The sequence below is a fragment of the Pseudosulfitobacter sp. SM2401 genome, from assembly GCF_042932805.1.
Classification (GTDB): domain Bacteria; phylum Pseudomonadota; class Alphaproteobacteria; order Rhodobacterales; family Rhodobacteraceae; genus Ascidiaceihabitans.
In genome coordinates this window covers 324,341-339,459 of record NZ_CP170633.1, presented here as the reverse complement: position 1 = coordinate 339,459, position 15,119 = coordinate 324,341, and the positions used below count along the sequence as shown (strand labels likewise).

The 15,119-nt window shown below is 55.2% G+C and carries 20 protein-coding genes; 12 read left to right on the top strand and 8 right to left on the bottom strand.

Going from position 1 to position 15,119, the window contains the following annotated elements:
- Positions 1-4: 4 nt before the first annotated feature.
- The 4 genes from ACFIO0_RS01750 to ACFIO0_RS01735 all read right to left on the bottom strand — a co-directional run bounded on the left by ACFIO0_RS01750 (position 5) and on the right by ACFIO0_RS01735 (position 2,642).
- On the bottom strand, positions 5-880 hold the full coding sequence (locus ACFIO0_RS01750; RefSeq protein ID WP_390913020.1) for a PhzF family phenazine biosynthesis isomerase: 876 nt from the start codon (positions 878-880) through the stop codon (positions 5-7).
- Entirely contained in the window at positions 877-1,815 is a 939-nt protein-coding gene (locus ACFIO0_RS01745) for a hypothetical protein (protein WP_390913018.1), read from the bottom strand. Before ACFIO0_RS01745 ends, ACFIO0_RS01750 begins: the two co-directional genes overlap by 4 nt.
- Before the next feature lie 185 nt (positions 1,816-2,000).
- The gene (locus tag ACFIO0_RS01740; protein ID WP_390913016.1) at positions 2,001-2,225 is read right to left on the bottom strand and encodes a DUF1150 family protein; all 225 of its coding nucleotides are present in this window, start codon (positions 2,223-2,225) and stop codon (positions 2,001-2,003) included.
- Between the two features lie 3 nt (positions 2,226-2,228).
- Positions 2,229-2,642: an Hsp20 family protein gene (locus ACFIO0_RS01735; RefSeq protein WP_390913014.1), complete on the bottom strand. Its 414-nt coding sequence runs from the start codon at positions 2,640-2,642 to the stop codon at positions 2,229-2,231.
- A 161-nt stretch (positions 2,643-2,803) separates the two neighbouring features.
- Between ACFIO0_RS01735 and ACFIO0_RS01730 the strand changes: the two genes are divergently transcribed.
- From ACFIO0_RS01730 to ACFIO0_RS01715, 4 genes are all read left to right on the top strand, one after another.
- Positions 2,804-3,028, top strand: a complete 225-nt coding sequence (locus ACFIO0_RS01730) for a DUF465 domain-containing protein (protein ID WP_390913012.1) — start codon at positions 2,804-2,806, stop codon at positions 3,026-3,028.
- An 81-nt stretch (positions 3,029-3,109) separates the two neighbouring features.
- Positions 3,110-3,604, top strand: a complete 495-nt coding sequence (purE, locus tag ACFIO0_RS01725) for a 5-(carboxyamino)imidazole ribonucleotide mutase (RefSeq protein ID WP_390913010.1) — start codon at positions 3,110-3,112, stop codon at positions 3,602-3,604.
- Entirely contained in the window at positions 3,597-4,664 is a 1,068-nt protein-coding gene (locus ACFIO0_RS01720; protein ID WP_390913008.1) for a 5-(carboxyamino)imidazole ribonucleotide synthase, read from the top strand. Before purE ends, ACFIO0_RS01720 begins: the two co-directional genes overlap by 8 nt.
- 112 nt (positions 4,665-4,776) lie before the next feature.
- On the top strand, positions 4,777-5,178 hold the full coding sequence (locus ACFIO0_RS01715) for an SgcJ/EcaC family oxidoreductase (protein ID WP_390913006.1): 402 nt from the start codon (positions 4,777-4,779) through the stop codon (positions 5,176-5,178).
- Here the strand turns inward: ACFIO0_RS01715 and ACFIO0_RS01710 are convergent.
- The 3 genes from ACFIO0_RS01710 to ACFIO0_RS01700 form a co-directional block, all read right to left on the bottom strand.
- Positions 5,175-6,314 carry an alpha-D-ribose 1-methylphosphonate 5-triphosphate diphosphatase gene (locus ACFIO0_RS01710; RefSeq protein WP_390913004.1) on the bottom strand — a complete coding sequence of 380 codons (1,140 nt, stop codon included), beginning with the start codon at positions 6,312-6,314 and terminating at the stop codon, positions 5,175-5,177. The two genes, ACFIO0_RS01715 and ACFIO0_RS01710, sit on opposite strands and share 4 nt — an antisense overlap.
- The gene (locus tag ACFIO0_RS01705) at positions 6,301-7,083 is read right to left on the bottom strand and encodes an alpha/beta fold hydrolase (protein WP_390913002.1); all 783 of its coding nucleotides are present in this window, start codon (positions 7,081-7,083) and stop codon (positions 6,301-6,303) included. Before ACFIO0_RS01705 ends, ACFIO0_RS01710 begins: the two co-directional genes overlap by 14 nt.
- A 67-nt stretch (positions 7,084-7,150) precedes the next feature.
- Positions 7,151-7,987, bottom strand: coding sequence for an EamA family transporter (locus ACFIO0_RS01700; protein ID WP_390913000.1), 837 nt, complete (start codon positions 7,985-7,987; stop codon positions 7,151-7,153).
- 264 nt (positions 7,988-8,251) lie between these two features.
- Here ACFIO0_RS01700 and ACFIO0_RS01695 point away from each other — a divergent pair, with 264 nt between their 5' ends.
- From ACFIO0_RS01695 to ACFIO0_RS01680, 4 genes are all read left to right on the top strand, one after another.
- Entirely contained in the window at positions 8,252-8,539 is a 288-nt protein-coding gene (locus ACFIO0_RS01695; protein WP_390912998.1) for a co-chaperone GroES, read from the top strand.
- Positions 8,540-8,615: 76 nt separating this feature from the next.
- On the top strand, positions 8,616-10,256 hold the full coding sequence (groL, locus tag ACFIO0_RS01690; protein WP_390912996.1) for a chaperonin GroEL: 1,641 nt from the start codon (positions 8,616-8,618) through the stop codon (positions 10,254-10,256).
- Between the two features lie 193 nt (positions 10,257-10,449).
- Positions 10,450-10,899, top strand: coding sequence for a ribose 5-phosphate isomerase B (rpiB, locus tag ACFIO0_RS01685; protein ID WP_390912994.1), 450 nt, complete (start codon positions 10,450-10,452; stop codon positions 10,897-10,899).
- Positions 10,900-10,929: 30 nt separating this feature from the next.
- Positions 10,930-11,421: a GNAT family N-acetyltransferase gene (locus ACFIO0_RS01680; RefSeq protein ID WP_390912992.1), complete on the top strand. Its 492-nt coding sequence runs from the start codon at positions 10,930-10,932 to the stop codon at positions 11,419-11,421.
- A gap of 35 nt (positions 11,422-11,456) precedes the next feature.
- Here the strand turns inward: ACFIO0_RS01680 and ACFIO0_RS01675 are convergent, their stop codons facing one another.
- Positions 11,457-12,146: a DUF2161 family putative PD-(D/E)XK-type phosphodiesterase gene (locus ACFIO0_RS01675; RefSeq protein WP_390912990.1), complete on the bottom strand. Its 690-nt coding sequence runs from the start codon at positions 12,144-12,146 to the stop codon at positions 11,457-11,459.
- A 53-nt stretch (positions 12,147-12,199) separates the two neighbouring features.
- Here ACFIO0_RS01675 and ACFIO0_RS01670 point away from each other — a divergent pair, with 53 nt between their 5' ends.
- From ACFIO0_RS01670 to ACFIO0_RS01655, 4 genes are all read left to right on the top strand, one after another.
- Positions 12,200-12,553, top strand: coding sequence for an MmcQ/YjbR family DNA-binding protein (locus ACFIO0_RS01670; RefSeq protein ID WP_390912988.1), 354 nt, complete (start codon positions 12,200-12,202; stop codon positions 12,551-12,553).
- Positions 12,554-12,641: 88 nt separating this feature from the next.
- Positions 12,642-13,562, top strand: a complete 921-nt coding sequence (locus ACFIO0_RS01665; protein ID WP_390912986.1) for a manganese-dependent inorganic pyrophosphatase — start codon at positions 12,642-12,644, stop codon at positions 13,560-13,562.
- A gap of 145 nt (positions 13,563-13,707) precedes the next feature.
- Entirely contained in the window at positions 13,708-14,580 is an 873-nt protein-coding gene (locus ACFIO0_RS01660; protein WP_390912984.1) for a TIGR01459 family HAD-type hydrolase, read from the top strand.
- Positions 14,581-14,670: 90 nt separating this feature from the next.
- On the top strand, positions 14,671-15,114 hold the full coding sequence (locus tag ACFIO0_RS01655; protein ID WP_390912982.1) for a MaoC/PaaZ C-terminal domain-containing protein: 444 nt from the start codon (positions 14,671-14,673) through the stop codon (positions 15,112-15,114).
- Positions 15,115-15,119 lie beyond the last annotated feature (5 nt).

Genomic DNA, 15,119 nt, shown 5'->3' with positions numbered 1-15,119 from the left:
CCTCTTAATCGGTCAAATACACCTGACCAGACATCAAGACAAACCCGGATCCCCCGACATCGACGCCTGCGATTGCATCACGTGGCCCCAAAACTTTGACTTGTGCCTGTCCCGGGCGGCCCATGCCGTGCCCTTGCTCGGCAATAAAATCAGGCGTTTCGATCGCACCTTTGGCCCACAAATACGACGCCATCGCCCCTGTTGCAGAACCTGTAAAAGGATCCTCAGCAGGGCTCGGTGGTGCAAGCAACAAGCGTGCAGAGGTATCACCAGCCTGTGTGGCACCGGTCAGCGTGACCCAAAATGGTTCCATTATGTCGATGGTGTTTTGGCCCAAAAAGGCGCTGTACTTTTTCAATGCATCTACGTTCAGCGCTACCTTTTCTAGCACCTCGCGCGATTTCACCACAGTCACACAAAATGGCAGGCCTGTGGACACGACTTGTGGTGCAAACAAGATGTCGTCCGCATCGATGCCCCCAACCTCAGCAACGATTTCGTGCGGCACTTCGATGCCAAATTCCGGCGGTATTTGGGTCATGGTCACATGCGTCCCGTTGACGATAACAGGCACCAAACCGGCCATAGTCTCCAAAACCAGCGGCCCGTCTTCGATTAAACCGCGATGGCGCATGGCCACCACTGTCGCCAAGGTCGGGTGCCCGGCAAACGGAATTTCACGAGATGCCAAAAAATAGCGAACACGCACATCAGCCACGTCTGACGGGCCCGTAAATGTACATTCGACAAGGGATGTTTCACGCACGTAGGCCATGCAGGTTTGGGCGCTGAGACCTGCACCGCCATGCACAACCGCACAGCCGTTGCCCCCGAATGCTTGGTCTGTAAAGGCATCTACCCAGTCGAATTCAAAGCTCATGGCGTTCCCTTTTTGATGTATTTACGTGCGGCACCAAAATCACGGCGCACGTTTTCAAACTCGACCTCGAATGAGCCCAGAGACTGACCGAACACCTGTCGAAATGCAGCGTCGCGGTCTTCTGTATCGCCCAGCGCGCGAAAATAGTCGAACAACGATTGCACCCCATGCTTTTGCGCCAGAATATAGGCCGCAAAACGAGCAGTCCCATAGTCGGCGCTGTCGTTCACTGCGCCGCTTTGGTTGAGATCGGACAGAAGCACACGCGCTCGTCGCGCAGGTTTTTGCATCGTGAATAACGTGTTTCCATCACTGGTTTGCACATCCGCGTTCTGAAATATTTCTTCGACCACCTCGGCGCTGCCTTCGATCATCCAGGCCGGGCCAAGCAGCCAATCCTTGTTGTTCGACAACCGACGCGCAGGGATATCAATTGCCAGTTCGTACTGCGCCTGATGCATGAATTCATGCACCAAAATTGCGGTCAGGCGCGGCGAGATCTGATTTGCCCAAGCAGAATTATATGCGTCCGGTTTTTGCCAGCACATGGTGATGAATTCACGATTGGCCGCAGCACCAATTTTGCGTCCTTGACATATCTTTTCGAAATCCAGCGGCGACTTGCGGGGTCTTACCCCCCGTTCAGCCAGCGCCGTGTTCAAAAGCGGGTTTACGTGTTCAGGGTCTTCGGTGCCAATCAGTGCAAAACTGCCCGATAGCCTTATGCCAAACTGATCTTTAAAGAATTGACGCGCAGTGGCTTCGGCCTTTGAAAGCAACGCCAGCTTTAGCGCGTTTTCAAACTGATCCGTATAAATGCGAACTGCGTTTTGCGATGGCCATGCTGCCTGCAAATCTACGTTAGACAGACCCAATTGGCGACACCACTGGCCAGCGCGCCGGTCATCAAATGGCAAAATTAATTTGGTGTCCACGCCTATATCGTGAAAGGCTGCGCGCGTTGCTGTGCGCGTTTGTGGTTGGATTTGCCCATCAATCTTCCCGATGTCGTAGCCTAACGACGCCAGTTGGGATTGAACGCACGCGATCCTTTCGCTTGCGAAAATCGGGGCTGCCATCATGCAAAACGCAAATGCCAAACCCCGCCATAACATTTAGGTCAGTGCACGGCCTGAGGTGCGTAGTCGTGCTGACGCGCCAGATCAAACGCCAAGCGCCGATCAGCAACGAGGGCCAATTGCTGACCTTCGGGATCGTGCACAGAAAACAACTGCTCAGTGCCTTCGATCTGCTCGCGCACTGCGGCCGGTAGATCAGCAACCTCAACAGGTTTCACATAGACCATTCCGCCTGTGACGCTTGAAAAATCAAAATCGGTATTCATGGCTTAGCCTTTCTTTATGTTGATGGTTTGAACGACAGTTTCGGGTTTGGAGCGGGTCAAATCGATGTGCAATAGCCCGTTCTCCATGATTGCTTCGCCAACGTCCACCCCGTCTGCCAACACGAACGAGCGTTGAAATTGTCGCCCAGCGATCCCGCGATGCAAGAACACGCGGCCCTCGGTGTCTTCGTCCAACCGACCACGGATAACCAATTGGCGATCTTCGACAGTTATGGTCAGATCGTCATCACCGAAACCGGCAACAGCCAGCGTAATCCGATAGGAAAAATCAGAGGTTTGTTCAATGTTGAAAGGCGGATAGCCTTCGTTACCAGATTTCGCCGTACGTTCCAGCAGGCGTTCCAACTGCTCAAATCCCAGCATGTGCGGGTATGAGGCAAGCGTCATTTTCGTCATGCGACACGTCCTTTTTAGGTCAAGCGACATCTCATTCTTCGGTCCCATCAGCGGCAACCGTTAGAAATCATATGGGTAGAAACCATGTTGTGAACAAGGGCTAGGCGCAATTCACTCCACTCCTTATATGTAAACCTCTAACAACTGGTAAGAATCATCAAATGAATGCGCAATCGGACATTTCCATGAAAACAGACGATGTTTTGCGCGTCGAACTTGAAGTGTTTCGCCGTGAACACCGTGATCTGGACGAGGCAATTGCTGCATTGATTGAAAAAAATACTGCCGATCAACTGACGATCCGCCGATTGAAAAAGCAAAAACTGCTGCTTAAGGACAAGATCGCTATGGTCGAAGATCGCCTGACCCCGGATATTATTGCCTAAAATTGGCGCAACAAAACGCCCCATTGCACGAGCAACCCATCTGGCTATAGTGCCCGCTTCCGTATGAAGGGCCAAATCGCGATGACAGATCAAACGCCTCCCGTCGGCATTATCATGGGCAGTCAATCAGATTGGCCCACAATGCTGGAAGCCGCCCAGATGCTGGATGCGCTCGACATTCCATACGAGAAAAAGATCGTCTCGGCCCACCGCACCCCTGACCGGTTGTGGGATTACGGCAAAACTGCTGTGGATCGTGGGCTGCAAGTGATCATCGCGGGTGCCGGTGGCGCTGCACATCTGCCCGGTATGATGGCGTCAAAAACTCGTGTGCCCGTTATCGGCGTGCCTGTTCAAACCAAAGCTTTGTCTGGCGTTGATTCCCTGTATTCCATCTTGCAAATGCCGCGTGGATTTCCAGTGGCGACTATGGCCATCGGGGCTGCTGGTGCTGCAAATGCCGGCCTGATGGCCGCTGGCATTTTGGCATTGAATGATCCCGCTTTGGCCCAACGCCTTGATCAATGGCGCGCCGACCTGTCAGCCTCAATTCCGGAAGAACCAATCGATGACTGAGCAACTGCAAACCGGCGCGACGATTGGTATTTTGGGCGGTGGCCAGCTGGGGCGCATGTTGTCCGTGGCGGCCAGTCGTTTGGGGTTCAAAACCCACATCTTTGAGCCGGGCGCGAACCCGCCTGCCGCTGACGTCGCGCATGCTGTGACCACGGCACCCTACGAGGATGAGGCCGCACTGCGCGCCTTTGCCAGCGCTGTTGACGTCATCACGTATGAATTCGAAAACATCCCAACAACCGCGCTTGATCTGCTAGAAACCCTGCGCCCGATCCGTCCGGGGCGCGAGGCATTGCGCATTTCCCAAGATCGATTGACAGAAAAGGCATTCCTTCAAAACCTTGGCCTAAAAGTCGCGCCCTTCGCTGATATCCCCGACGCGGCCGCCCTTAAGGATGCAATGGAAACCATCGGCGCACCGTCGATCCTGAAAACCCGCCGCTTTGGGTACGACGGCAAAGGTCAGGCACGGATCATGGATGTGGCAGACGCGGACAAAGCGTTTGCGGACATGGCAGGTGCCCCCGCGATCCTCGAAGGGTTTGTCGATTTCAGCCACGAGGTGTCCGTGATTGCAGCGCGCAGTCCGGACGGCGACGTCGCCTGCTTTGATCCCGGCGAAAACGTGCACCGCAACGGCATCCTGCACACCACCACGATCCCTGCTAAACTGTCCGCATCCCAACGCACCGATGCAATTTTGATGGCAGCGAACATTCTCAACCGGCTCAATTATGTGGGCGTTTTGGGGGTCGAACTGTTTGTCACACCCGCAGGCCTGATCGTGAACGAAATCGCCCCGCGCGTGCATAATTCTGGTCACTGGACGCAGAATGGTTGCGCCGTGGATCAGTTTGAACAACACATCCGTGCCGTTGTCGGCTGGCCTTTGGGTGATGGCAAACGGCACAGCGATGTGGTGATGGAAAACCTGATCGGCGATGACATGGACCGCGTCGACGCCTTGGCCCGTGAACCGAACACCGCGCTGCATCTATACGGTAAGGCCGAGGTCAAGGCTGGTCGCAAGATGGGGCATGTCAATCGGGTGGTCGGGTAAACAGGCACCCCTTGTCTAATTATGCCCCGCATCAAATTGGCTACTGACAGTTTCTGTCAGCATGCCCTGCTAGGTTTCTCTTGTAAGCACACAATCTCAAGGGAAAAACGACATGGAACATGATCAAATCAATGCGACAATCGACGCGAACAATGCAGCCGTTGCCGCAGGCGACATGGACGCGATCCTCGCCACTTTTGAACCAAACGGCGCGCTGGTCGGTGAACCCGGCATGCTCGCCAAAGGCACGTCTGCATTGCGGGATACCTTTAGCCAATTTATCGGGATGAGCCCGCAGATTTCCGTGACCAACCACGAAATCATTCAGGCCGATGATATCGCCCTGCACTCCTCCACTTGGAAAATGTCGGGCAAAGCGCCTGATGGCTCAGAATTCGAACAGACCGGGTTTTCCGTCGTCGTTTTGCGCAAGCAACCGGATGGACGGTGGTTGATGGTGATCGACAATCCATTCGGCAATCATCTGGTGCAAAGCAGCCCGCACGAAGGCTAAGCCACAAACCGCGCAGCGATATCGCCTGACATGTAGCTAATTTTACCTGCACAAACCGTGGCAGCCACACGGTCTTTTGCGTCCAATATCACCAGATCAGCGCGGTAGCCTGCATCAAGCACGCCGCGATCGTTCAGGCCGAGCACGCGGGCGGGCCCTGCCGATACCAAACCCCACGCAGCGCCAAAGTCCAGCACGCCTGACGCAGCCAACATCAGCGCAGCCCGACGTGGGCTGGGGTAGTGATAGTCGGATGCGATCGCGTCGCAGTAGCCCATGGCGATCAGTTCCAGCGCGCTGGCGTTGCCTTTGTGAGATCCGCCTCGCACCACGTTTGGCGCGCCCAAAACCACACAATCGCCTGCGTCTTTTGCCGCTTCTGCGGCCTCCAGCGTTTCGGGGAATTCCGACACCGTTACGCCCCGTGCGCGCCAGATTGCGCGGTGTGCAGCGGCACTTTCGTCGTGGCTGCCCATTTGCAAACCCATGACCGTCAACTCTGCACACAGTGTATCCAACGCCGCCGGCACGTCGTTTGTGCGCGCATGCATGTCCAGCAGCATTTGAAAATGCACATCCGGATTGCGCTGCGCCTTGAGCGCTTGGCCCACCAGACGTGGCGGCTTGCGCCCTTCGGCCAAACGCGCGTGCGGCAAGTGATCGTTAAACACGATGTAGTCCACACCCCAGCGGGCAATTTTGGCGGGCAGATCCGCGTAGTCATCCAGCAGATGGGTTTCGAACCGCAACTGCGCGCGCAAATCCGTCACAACCGAACCACGGGAATCGCGAATGGCGCTTAGGACTTGATCGGCAAAATCCATGCCACGCAGCCCGCCTTCCCAGCTGACAAATTGCGCGAGGACACCCGTGGTGATGCCGTTGGCGGCCAGTTCCGCTTCGGCTGCGACCAACCCTTCGGTCATTTGTTTCATGGCACCGCGACGCGGCGCAAGGTGGCGCTCAAACCCGTCGCCATGCGGGTCAACAATGCCCGGCAAGATGCGGTATCCTGTCAGATCAACCGCGCGTCCAGCCCGCGTATCCACGACCAAACCGTCGGCAATCGACAGGGTCGTTTTGGCCAAACCGTCCGGCCCAAGCACCTGAGCGCCGGTGAAATCAAGGTTTAGCATCGGGGTCTCCAGACAGGCAGTTGCCGTTTTCACACCCCAGATGTTCAAGCACCGCGTCCCCCCAGCTGAGCGTTGGATCAAAGCGGCCGGTTTCCAGAAACAACAGCGTTTCGCTGATCACACGCGGATTGTTCATCATGAACGTATGTGTGACGGGCAAAACGATGTGGTCGGTCATGCCGGCGACTGACGTCGATTGAACAGACACTTTGCCATCATCAGCGCCAGGCAAAAGCGACGAAAAATACGGGTTCAGCGATTGATTGCCCGCGATGACGCCAACGGGGTAGTCGACGCGGGGCAACTCGCGCGGCAAGCCTTGGTCGTCTGTGCCAAGCTGTACACCCGCCGGCCCGTTGAACAGGCCGAAAAGGTACAGATCGCCAAAGCGGTCGACGACTTCGCTGCCTTGATTTGGCGGGGCCAGCATGACGACACGCCCAAGAGTCGCAGGGCGGTTCGTGGTCAGCCAATCGCGCACAAGGATGCCGCCCATCGAATGGGTCACAAAGTGCACAGGGCCTTGGGGGCACGCGGCAACGGCGTCGGGCAAGGTTGACGCAGCAAGTGTCGGGATGTCTTGTTTGGTTGAGGCATAGCCCGGACGCACAACAAAGTACCCCTGCCCCTCGAGCGCGGTTTCCATCAATGCAAACGACGCTTCGGTGCGTGCCAATCCGTGCAGCAAAATGGCGCAACCTTTGGGATCAGGGGCAGCAGCGGCGGCCGAGGCAAAAAGCAACGGGATGAGGGCGAGGATCTGTTTCATGGTCTTACAAATAGGGGCTTGGGGTGTGCGTTGGAATGGGTGCAAAGCCCAAGTGCCGTAACGACAATCACTGCGCAGGCCTAGAGGTGACAGCCAAAGCGATGCCGCCCACGACCAAAAGTGCCGCGAGGCCAATGACCACGGTTACAGTTTCACCAAGCAAAAGCGCACCGGCTGCAATCGCAATGATCGGTACGCTTAGCTGCACAACTGCGGCGGTGCTGGCCTGCATGTGCGGCAAAACAGAATACCACAGCGCGTAGCCAAGGCCAGAGGTTACAGCACCTGCGACGACCGCCAAAACAGTGCCGTATGCGGACAAGTTCAATTCCTGGCCAATCAGTGGCAACAACATCAAAGGTGTGGCGAGGATAAAGTTGGCGGCGGTTGCGGGAAGTGGCGCTTTGGCCCCGCGCCCTGCCAAAGTGTATGCAGCCCAGCCAAGACCTGCGACGACCATCAGCGCGGCCCCCATCGGGTCTGTTGAGCGGCCCTCGGACGGCCAAAGGGCGACGGCGAGACCGCCAAATGCTATGCTTGCCCCACAGATCTGGCGCAGTGTTGGACGCGTGCCAGTGACGGCACCCCACACGAACATCGAGACCTGAACCACGCCGAACAGGATCAGCGCGCCCAGCCCGGCGTCCAGCGAAACATACGCCAGCGAAAACCCGATCATGTAAGCGGCGAGGCTAAGCGTTCCGATAATCCTTGATCGTTCGAGCAAGGGAAACGCGCCACCACGCGCCATCAGGATCACGGACAGCGCAACCGCCCCTGCCAGCATCCGCACAGCTGCAAAACTGGCGGCATCAATGTGCCCCCCCCCAACGCCCAACCGGTTCAGGACGGAGTTCGAGGCAAAGGCCAACATGGTCAGGATGGTGAGCAGGATTAAACGCATACGCTCCTTTAGGCGCAAACGCGTGGTGGGCCAAGGACCACCTTACGGATCTGCATCAAACCTTTTCGTGAGACGTGTTCCCACCGGGGTTAATACGAGCAATCAAAGGCCCAGCCTCGATTGGACCGGTTTTTGATTTTCCAACTGTTGACTCTGCGTCGGTCACTGCCTAGCTAAGCGTCGTTAGCACTCGATGATCTTGAGTGCTAACGATCCCACCAACGGGATCATATCGGAAACTTTGAGCCTTAAGGAGCTGCAAAGATGGCATTAAAACCGCTTCATGACCGCGTGCTGGTTCGCCGCACGGAAAGCGATGAAAAAACTGCTGGTGGGTTGTACATCCCAGAAAGCGCAAAAGAGAAACCAAGCGAAGGCGAAGTTGTTGCCACGGGCGAAGGCGCACGTAAAGACAGCGGCGAATTGATCGACATGGCTGTAAAAGCTGGCGATACAATCTTGTTTGGCAAATGGTCCGGTACAGAAGTCACCGTCGACGGCGAAGAGCTGTTGATGATGAAAGAATCCGACATCATGGGCATCATCGAGTAAGCGACCGCGCTGCTTGATACTGGGTGCGCTGCGGCGCGCCTTTCCCAATTTCTGAATACTCTTAAGGAGAATATAAATGGCTGGTAAGGACGTAAAGTTCGGCACAGATGCCCGCAACCGGATGCTCAACGGCGTGAACATCCTCGCGGATGCCGTCAAAGTAACACTGGGCCCAAAGGGTCGTAACGTTGTCTTGGACAAATCTTTCGGCGCACCGCGCATCACCAAAGATGGTGTATCCGTGGCGAAAGAAATCGAACTGGAAGACAAGTTCGAAAACATGGGCGCACAAATGGTTAAGGAAGTTGCTTCCCGGACCAATGACGAAGCTGGCGACGGTACAACAACCGCCACAGTTTTGGCCCAAGCGATCGTAAAAGAGGGCATGAAGTCGGTAGCGGCTGGCATGAACCCGATGGACCTGAAGCGCGGCATCGATCTGGCAACAAAAACTGTTGTTGAAGCGATCAAAGCGGCGGCACGTGAAGTCAGCGATTCTGCAGAAGTTGCCCAGGTTGGCACCATCTCTGCAAACGGCGAAGCCGAAATCGGTCAGCAAATCGCAGACGCGATGCAAAAAGTTGGCAACGAAGGCGTTATCACTGTCGAAGAGAACAAAGGTCTGGAAACAGAAACCGATGTTGTTGAAGGCATGCAATTCGACCGCGGCTACCTGTCACCTTACTTTGTCACAAACGCTGACAAAATGACGGTTGAACTGGAAGACTGCATGATCTTGCTGCACGAGAAGAAACTGTCTTCTTTGCAGTCCATGGTGCCATTGCTCGAGCAAGTTATTCAGAGCCAAAAGCCTCTGATGATCATCGCCGAAGACGTTGAAGGCGAAGCGCTTGCAACTCTGGTTGTGAACAAACTGCGCGGCGGCTTGAAAATCTCTGCAGTCAAAGCACCTGGTTTCGGCGATCGCCGCAAAGCCATGTTGCAAGACATCGCTGTTCTGACAGGCGGTCAAGTGATCTCCGAAGACTTGGGCATGAAGCTTGAGTCCGTCACAATGGACATGCTGGGCACAGCCAAGCGCGTCAACATCACCAAAGATGAAACAACAATCATTGATGGCGCTGGCGAAACTGCAGAAATCGAAGCGCGCGTATCCCAGATCCGTCAGCAAATCGAAGAAACAGACAGCGACTATGATCGTGAAAAACTGCAAGAGCGCGTTGCCAAATTGGCCGGCGGTGTTGCTGTTATCCGCGTTGGTGGCATGACCGAAACCGAAGTTAAAGAACGCAAAGATCGCGTTGACGATGCATTGAACGCGACACGTGCCGCGGTTCAAGAAGGTATCGTTGTCGGTGGTGGTGTTGCTCTGGTTCAAGCCGCGAAAAAGCTTGAAGGTTTGACCGGCGTAAACAACGACCAAAACGTTGGTATCTCTATCGTTCGTAAAGCCATCGAAGCGCCTTTGCGTCAGATCGCCGAGAACGCTGGTGTTGACGGCGCGGTTGTTGCTGGCAAAATTCGCGAAAGCGACGACCTGTCATTTGGCTTTAACGCACAGACAGAAGAATATGGCGACATGTTCAAATTCGGCGTTATCGATCCGGCCAAAGTTGTGCGTACTGCACTGCAAGACGCAGCTTCCGTTGCATCCTTGCTGATCACAACCGAAGCAATGGTTGCTGATCGCCCCGCCAAAGACGGCGGCGGCGCACCTGCAATGCCTGACATGGGCGGCATGGGCGGCATGATGTAAGAAGCCTTTTCGCTTTTGCGAAAGACTTCTACGTCAAAATTATCGCAAAGGGCTGCCTTCGGGCGGCCCTTTTTCGTTTGCCATAGATGTCCACATCCAACAACAAGACGATTTTTAATGTACATGCTGAAACGGGTCATTTAGGTCCATTCCCAAAAGCTAGACTGCCTTTAGCACACAGGAACACTTTACCATGACCGCCAAACCCCGCCTCGTTCTGTCCAGCGATCACGCCGATATTCCAATGCGCCAAACGATTGCCGATCACATTGCAGCGCAAGGTTGGGAGGTGATCGACATCGGACCAACAACACCCGAAAGCACACACTATCCCAAACACGGTGAAGCCGCAGCACGGCGTGTGGCCTCTGGCGAATGTCAGCTTGGGATCATCCTGTGCGGAACTGGGCAAGGCATTATGATGGCTGCGAACAAAGTAAAGGGCATCCGCTGTGGTGTGTGCTCTGATACATTTTCAGCCCGCATGATCCGCGAGCACAACGATGCCAATATGCTCTCGCTTGGGGCACGAGTGATTGGCTTGGGCCTAGCGCTGGATATCGTGGATGCATTTTTGAGCGCAGAATTCGAAGGTGGCCGTCATGCCACACGGGTCGATATGATCAAAGCAATTGAGTCGTAACGCGCTCTAAACCAACAGCTTGGATTACACATGCTTCAGTTTCCCGATCATGCCCGCGAGATGCGCAAAGGCGAAGAAGACGCCGTCGATGCGTTGTTAAAAATCGCGTTCGATACGAACGACGAAGCTAACCTTGTCCACGCGCTGCGCAAATCCGGTGACATCGCAGGCGAAACTGTACTGCCAATGGGCGAGCGGATCGTCGGGTACTATGCGCTGTCAAAAATGGTCGGCCCAAATGGATGGCTGTGCCTCGCACCGGTGGCCATCGCGCCAGATGTCCAAGGGCGCAACTATGGTTTGCGAATGATGGGAATGTTGTGCGAATGGGCCAAACTGAGCAGTCAAACCGTTGTGGTTTTGGGGGCCGTGCCGTTTTACGAACGCGCAGGGTTTTCATTGGCCCAAGCCAGAAAACTGACCACGCCGTACCCGATTGGCCACACGATGATCGTCGGAAATGATGCTGATGCGCCGACCGGTACGTTGATCTACCCTAAGCCATTTGCAAAATTGGATTGAGGCCAGATTGGTGTGCGACACGCACACCTTACCCGTTATCCTCCGAGAACGGCGTCTGTCAGCGCGACCGCCTCGGCCCCCTTTGGCGTCAATCCGTAAACACCCTTGTCGACCTTTTCAAACCAGCCGTAGTGGTCATCGCGCATCATTGTCGTTGCCCGCTCAACCCCGGTTTCGCGTGCAACATCCGCCCCTTTGCTGGCCCCGATTTCAAACAAATGCAACGCCAGTTTCATCGCGTCTTGGCGGTAGGCCGTGATCAAACCGCCACGTGTTTGCCCGCCATCATTCGGATCACCAACACGGCGCGCGAATTCCTTGAGCAACTGACCTTCGCGCTTTTTGTTCTTGCGCGGCACGTAGGGGCCGGGGTCGCAATGGACCTGCACCAGCTGATCGCGCAACCGGACCGTCAACAGTCCGATCCCCAACCGGCGCGCCAGCTTGGTCATGTTTTTGAGCGACTTTTGAAACGGTTTACCTTTGCCCGTGGCCACAGCCATGTAGACATCGTCCGTGACGCCCAAACGCGCGACGCATTGGTGCACCAGTGTCAGCGAAAACCCCAACTTCAGTTCTACGATCACAGGTGCCTCGGCCCCACGCACCGCAACAACATCGGCGGCCCCGACTTCGGATTTCACCACATAACCTTGTTCCTCGAGGAACCCTTTGACGGGCGCGTAAAGATCGGTTTCGCGTGGCTTGGTTTTAACACTGCTCATGATTTCGATTTAACAGCATTTGCACGGGCAGCCCAAGCCTCTAAACTGCCCACATGAATCGTGACGAGTTCAACAGCTTTTGCCAAAGCCTGCCGCAGACAACCCATGTGGTGCAGTGGGGCAATTCGGATGTTTGGAAAGTGGCAGGCAAACTGTTTGCGCTGTGTGGGTGGGCCGACGACGAGCCAGCGTTCACATTCAAAGTCACACCTTTGGCGTTTGAAATCCTGCCAGATTTGGACGGCGTGCGCCCTGCCCCCTACCTTGCGTCGCGCGGCATGAAGTGGGTGCAGCATTACAAATCCCCCGGCCTGTCGGATACGGAATTGCGCAATCACATCACCTATTCCTACGATATGATTGTCGCGGCACTAACCAAAAAGAAACGCGCGGAATTAGGCCTGTGACACCATTGCGCGCGCGCGCAGGTGACAAGTCAGGATTGCCCCCCTATAAGGCGCGCAAATCCTTTGACTTAGTAACAGGAACAACGTCATGAGCACGCTCGTTTTCGGCCACAAATCCCCAGACACGGACAGCACTGGCAGCCCGATCATTTGGGCTTGGTATTTAAATGAAATCAAAGGGGTAGCTGCAAGACCTGTTTTGCTGGGCGAACCGAACACCGAAGCGGCGTTTGTCGTGAAACGCTGGAATCTGGACAAGCCGGAAATCGTGACCGAAGTGGCCGATGGCACCTCTGTTGTGATCGTGGACACGAATAACCCGGCGGAATTACCCGCAAACATCAACGCATGTGACATCACCGCAATCATCGATCACCACAAGCTGGTGGGCGGCCTGGAAACAGCGGGCCCGATCGACATTCGCATCGAACCACTGGCCTGCACCGCGACGATCATGTGGAAAATGATCGGCAAGGACATGGCGCAAATGCCGACAAACGTGAAAGGCGCGATGCTGTCATGCATCTTGTCGGACACGCTTGAGTTCCGCTCCCCCACCACAACGGACGAGGACCGCGCCATTGCGCATGATCTGGCCAAAGATTTGGGCATCGACATCGCAGCCTACGCGGCGGAAATGTTCGAGGCGAAATCCGACGTTTCAGAATTCTCGGACGCTGAATTGCTACGGATGGATTCCAAAGAATTCACTGTGGATGGCAAGCAGCTGCGCGTGTCGGTTCTGGAAACCACGGCACCAAAAATCGTGCTGGACCGCAAAGACAGCCTGATGGCGTCGATGACGGATGTGGCAACCGAGGATGGCGCTGATCAGGTTTTGCTGTTTGTGGTCGACATTCTGAACGAAGAAGCAACATTGCTCGTGCCGAACGATTTTGTAAAAACCGTGGCCGAGAAAAGCTTTGGCGCGACGATTTCTGGCGACACGGTTGTTTTGCCGGGCATCATGAGCCGGAAAAAGCAGATCATCCCGAACCTGAAGGTTTGACAACCGCGGTGTGCGACACGCACATCTTACCCGCATGAAACAACTGTAAGGCGCGCTGTGGTGCGCCTTTTTCTTTGCGCGCAGCCTTAAACATCCGCTCGCAACCCGCTACAGACAAGGCAACCTGTTTAGAGAAAGCCTTTCTATGACCCAGATCATCTCTGCCCTGTCCGAAATTTCAGCCCGATATGACGCGCTTTTTGTCGACCTGTGGGGATGCGTGCACAATGGCGTGCAGGCGATCCCATCGGCCGTCGCCGCATTGCAGGATTACCGCAAACAGGGCGGCAAGGTCATTTTGGTCACCAATTCCCCCCGCCCGCGCGCGAACGTCGAAATTCAGCTCGAGACCTTTGGCGTGGCGCGTGATTGTTGGGACGATATCGCAAGTTCCGGCGACAGCGCGAGATCAGCGTTGTTTCGCGGCACAGTTGGTTCAAAGGTCTACTTTATCGGCCAGCCCCATGATCAGGCGATCTTTGATCCTATCGAAATTGTCCAAGACCCGATTGAGGTGACCCAAGTGCCTTTGGATCAGGCGGAAGGCATCGTTTGCATGGGTCCTGTGGATCCACAAGCTGATCCCGATGTGATGCGTCCACAGTTCTTGCTGGCGAAACAAATGGGGTTAAAATTGCTGTGCGCCAACCCTGATTTGATCGTGGATCGCGGCGATGTCCGTGAATGGTGTGCCGGCGCGTTGGCGCAGTTGTACACAGAAATGGGCGGCGAGAGCCTGTATTTCGGCAAACCGCATCCGCCAATCTATGATCTGGCCCGTCGTCGTTTGTTTGCCTTGGGCGCGGATGTGCCTGATGCCTCAATTCTAGCCATCGGTGACGGTGTCCTGACAGACGTTGCAGGTGCCATGGGCGAAGACATTGATTCTCTGTTTATCTCGGGTGGGTTGGCCGCTGCCGAGACAAAAACCACCCACCAACCGGACTCTGAATTGCTAACCGCCTATTTAGAAGCGGAAAAATCCAATCCGACGTTCACAATAGGACATCTGCGCTGACCTACTTTTCGCTTGGAATTTCTGCACGTGCAAAGTAATAAAGTTTCAACGGCCGTAACGGCATCTTGTTGAAAATTACCGGAGTGTGAAATGTTGGACAATCTACCCCGCGGCACAATCTGCATCGAAGACATCGAAATGGGCATGACGCGTTACCTGCGCAAAGTCGTGACCGACGAAGATATCGAGAAATTCGCCGAGATCAGCACGGACCACAATCCTGTGCACTTGGACGATGATTACGCCAACGACACCATCTTTGAGGGGCGCATTGCCCACGGGATGCTGACGGCGGGTTTGATCTCTGCTGTGATAGGTGAACAACTGCCGGGCCATGGCACAATCTACATGGGTCAGTCGCTAAAATTTTTGGCCCCCGTGCGTCCGGGCGATCTGGTCTATGCAGAAGTAAAAGTCACCGACATCGAGTTTTCCAAACGTCGTGTGAAACTGGATTGCCACTGTTCTGTCGATGGCAAAAAAGTCGTCATTGGCGAGGCAACAGTCATGGCCCCATCGCGCAAATTCGACTGATCCAA

Coding starts and splice junctions, on each gene's coding strand:
- ACFIO0_RS01750 (WP_390913020.1), bottom strand. CDS start 880: ATGAGCTTTGAATTCGACTGGGTAGATGCCTTTACAGACCAAGCATTC.
- ACFIO0_RS01740 (WP_390913016.1), bottom strand. CDS start 2,225: ATGAATACCGATTTTGATTTTTCAAGCGTCACAGGCGGAATGGTCTAT.
- ACFIO0_RS01735 (WP_390913014.1), bottom strand. CDS start 2,642: ATGACGAAAATGACGCTTGCCTCATACCCGCACATGCTGGGATTTGAG.
- ACFIO0_RS01730 (WP_390913012.1), top strand. CDS start 2,804: ATGAATGCGCAATCGGACATTTCCATGAAAACAGACGATGTTTTGCGC.
- purE (WP_390913010.1), top strand. CDS start 3,110: ATGACAGATCAAACGCCTCCCGTCGGCATTATCATGGGCAGTCAATCA.
- ACFIO0_RS01720 (WP_390913008.1), top strand. CDS start 3,597: ATGACTGAGCAACTGCAAACCGGCGCGACGATTGGTATTTTGGGCGGT.
- ACFIO0_RS01715 (WP_390913006.1), top strand. CDS start 4,777: ATGGAACATGATCAAATCAATGCGACAATCGACGCGAACAATGCAGCC.
- ACFIO0_RS01710 (WP_390913004.1), bottom strand. CDS start 6,314: ATGCTAAACCTTGATTTCACCGGCGCTCAGGTGCTTGGGCCGGACGGT.
- ACFIO0_RS01705 (WP_390913002.1), bottom strand. CDS start 7,083: ATGAAACAGATCCTCGCCCTCATCCCGTTGCTTTTTGCCTCGGCCGCC.
- ACFIO0_RS01700 (WP_390913000.1), bottom strand. CDS start 7,987: ATGCGTTTAATCCTGCTCACCATCCTGACCATGTTGGCCTTTGCCTCG.
- ACFIO0_RS01695 (WP_390912998.1), top strand. CDS start 8,252: ATGGCATTAAAACCGCTTCATGACCGCGTGCTGGTTCGCCGCACGGAA.
- groL (WP_390912996.1), top strand. CDS start 8,616: ATGGCTGGTAAGGACGTAAAGTTCGGCACAGATGCCCGCAACCGGATG.
- rpiB (WP_390912994.1), top strand. CDS start 10,450: ATGACCGCCAAACCCCGCCTCGTTCTGTCCAGCGATCACGCCGATATT.
- ACFIO0_RS01680 (WP_390912992.1), top strand. CDS start 10,930: ATGCTTCAGTTTCCCGATCATGCCCGCGAGATGCGCAAAGGCGAAGAA.
- ACFIO0_RS01675 (WP_390912990.1), bottom strand. CDS start 12,146: ATGAGCAGTGTTAAAACCAAGCCACGCGAAACCGATCTTTACGCGCCC.
- ACFIO0_RS01670 (WP_390912988.1), top strand. CDS start 12,200: ATGAATCGTGACGAGTTCAACAGCTTTTGCCAAAGCCTGCCGCAGACA.
- ACFIO0_RS01665 (WP_390912986.1), top strand. CDS start 12,642: ATGAGCACGCTCGTTTTCGGCCACAAATCCCCAGACACGGACAGCACT.
- ACFIO0_RS01660 (WP_390912984.1), top strand. CDS start 13,708: ATGACCCAGATCATCTCTGCCCTGTCCGAAATTTCAGCCCGATATGAC.
- ACFIO0_RS01655 (WP_390912982.1), top strand. CDS start 14,671: ATGTTGGACAATCTACCCCGCGGCACAATCTGCATCGAAGACATCGAA.